Annotated in this window: 1 protein-coding gene; it reads right to left on the reverse strand. The window is 74.2% G+C overall.

The window, feature by feature from the left end; translation table 11 throughout:
* The coding region (locus tag ACIPSC_RS38980; RefSeq protein WP_400835152.1) for an SDR family NAD(P)-dependent oxidoreductase at positions 1 to 2,929 on the reverse strand (2,929 nt) is incomplete at both ends.

Below are 2,929 nucleotides of genomic sequence, written 5' to 3' on the forward strand. Positions count from 1 at the left end.
CACTCGCCCTGCCGTAGCGCCTGCGCGGCCAGGTGCAGCGCCACCAGCGACGACGAGCACGCCGTGTCGACCGTGACCGCCGGCCCCTCCAGGCCCAGCGTGTAGGCGATGCGGCCGGACATGACACTGGCCGCGTTGCCCGTCCCGATGTGTCCTTCGAGGTCCGCGGGCGCGTACGTCGAGTGGCTCGCGTAGTCCTGGCCGTTGGTCCCGGCGAAGACCCCGGTCCGGCTGCCCCGCAGCGTCACCGGGTCGATCCCGGCCCGCTCGAACACCTCCCACGACGTCTCCAGCAGCAGCCGCTGCTGCGGATCCATCGCCAGCGCCTCACGCGGCGAGATCCCGAAGAACCCGGCATCGAAGTCCGCGGCGCCTGCGACGAAGCCGCCCTCGTGTACATAGCTCGTTCCGGAGCGGTCAGGGTCCGGGTCGAAGAGCTCGCCGAGGGGCCAGCCCCGGTCCGTCGGGAAGGGCGCGACGGCGTCCTCGCCGGCGATCAGCAGGTCCCACAGCTTCTCCGGCGAGTCGGCCCCGCCCGGAAAACGGCAGCTCATCCCGACGATGACGACCGGATCGTCCTCGGCGTCGCGGGTCGGCCCCGTGACCGCCCCGATCCGGGCACCGGTGCCGAGGACCGCCTCCACCACGTGCCGGGACAGGGCCTCGGGGGTCGGATAGTCGAAGATCAGGGTGGCGGACAGCGTCAGACCGGTGGCCGCGTTGAGCCGGTTGCGCAGTTCCACGGCGGTGAGCGAGTCGAATCCCAGCTCGCGGAATGCCCGCTCGGGTGCGACGGTCTCCGCGGAGGAGTGTCCGAGCACCGCGGCCACCTGGGTGCGGACGAGCTCCAGCGCCACCTCCGTACCAGCCCCCGCCGGGGCGTCCGTGAGCAGCTGCGCGAGAACCGACGTGGCGGCGGTGCCGCCCGCTCCGGCCGGGGACGATGCGGAGCCGGGCGCGGAGGCCTGACGCCGTGCCGCCGGGAGCGTGGCGAGGAGCGGGCTGGGACGGCTCGCGGTGAAGGCGGGCAGGAACCGCTCCCAGTCGATGTCGGCGACCGCGAGCGTCGTCTCGTCACCACCCAGCGCCTCTTCCAGCGCCCTGATCGCCTGCTCCGGTGCCATCGGGCGCACTCCGCCGCGGCGCATGCGCTCCCGTACCGCGTCGTCGACGGCCATGCCGCCGTCCGCCCAGGGGCCCCAGGCGATGGAGGTGGCGGGCAGACCTTCGGCATGGCGCTGTTGGGCGAGCGCGTCCAGGTAGGTGTTCGCCGCGGCGTAGTTGCCCTGTCCCGCGCCGCCCAATGTGCCGGACAGCGACGAGAACAGCACGAACGCGTCGAGGTCCAGCCCCCGGGTGAGCTCGTGCAGGTGGTGGGCCGCGTCGGCCTTGGCTCGGAAGACCCGGTCGAGGCGCTCGGGCTCCATCGACTCCAGCACGCCGTCGGCGAGTACTCCGGCGGCGTGGACGACCGCCCTCAGGGGCGGCGCGGCCGGGAGGGAGTCGAGGAGCCGTGCCAACTCGGCGCGGTCGGCGACGTCGCAGCCCGCGACGGTGACCGTGGCGCCGAGGGCGGTCAGTTCGTCTCGCAGCTGCTCGGCGCCGCGGGCCCGCGCCCCGGAGCGGCTGGTCAGCACGATGTGCTCGGCACCGTTGCGCGCCAGCCACCGTGCCACGTGGGCACCCAGCGCGCCGGTGCCTCCGGTCACCAGGACCGTGCCCCGCGCCCGCCACGGGGTCGGTGCACCCTCCGTGTCCGTCGCCGGTGCGGGCACCAGGCGGCATGCATAGCCGCCGGAGACCCGGACGGCCAGCTGGTCCTCGTCGCGCGGCTCGGCGAGCAGGTCGGTCAGCAGCCGCGAGGCACGGCCGTCCGGGGTGGTCGGCAGGTCGATCAGCCCGCCCCAGCGGTCGGGATGCTCCAGTGCCGCCACCCGGCCCAGGCCCCACAGGGCGGCGGATTCCGCACGGGCCGGCGGGTCCGCCGGGCTGACCCGGACCGCGCCGCTGGTGGCCACCCACAGCGGGGCCGACACCGCGGCGTCGGCGAGCCCTTGCAGCAGTGCGAGGGTCGGGGCGACCGCGGCCGACAGCGGTGGCTCGCTGCAGGCTCCGCCGTCCAGGGCGAGCAGCGACAGCACGCCCTGGACCGGACCGCCGTCGGCAACGGCACGCCGGACGAGCTCGGCGACCGTGTCCCGGTCGCTCCGCCCGTCGCGGACGGGGACCTCGACGACCCGGGCGCCGGCGTCCTGGAGAGCGGCGCGGACGGTGGCGATCCAGGAGGGTCCGTTGTCCCCGGTGTCCGTGTTGCCACTGATGTTCCCGGTGACCCCACCCGAGCCCGAGCCCGAGTCCGACCCGGACGGGGTCACGAGCAGCCACTCGGCACCCCTGAGCGTCGTGGCCGTTGGACGCGGGCCGAGGGCGGTCCAGCTCGTCCGGTAGCGCCAGCCGCTCACCGCCGCGTGCTCGCGCAGCCGCCGGTGCCAGGTGGAGAGCGCGGGCAGTACGGCGTCCAGGGGCAGACCGTCGGCGTCCTCCAGGCCGAGAACCGAGGTGAGCGCCGGTACGTCGCTTCGGTCCACGGCCTCCCAGAACCGTGCCTCGGCGTGATCCGCCGTCACACCGGGCTGCCCCGGCGAGGCTACGGCCTGCTCGCTCCCGGCGGCCGACTCCAGCCAGTAGCGGTGGTGTTGGAAGGGGTAGGTGGGGAGGTTGGTGGGTGTGTGGGTGGGTGTGTGGTTGAGGGTGGTGGTCCAGGTGAGGGGGGTGGTGTGGGTGTGGAGGTGGGCGAGGGCGGTGAGGAGGGTGTGGGTTTCGTTGTGGTTGTGGCGGAGGGTGTGGGTGGTGTGGGTGGTGTCGGGGGTGTGGGGGGTGAGGGTGGGGTCGGGTCCGATTTCGAGGTAGGTGGTGACGTTGTGGTGGT

The sequence above is a fragment of the Kitasatospora sp. NPDC090091 genome, from assembly GCF_044747365.1.
Classification (GTDB): Bacteria; Actinomycetota; Actinomycetes; order Streptomycetales; family Streptomycetaceae; genus Kitasatospora.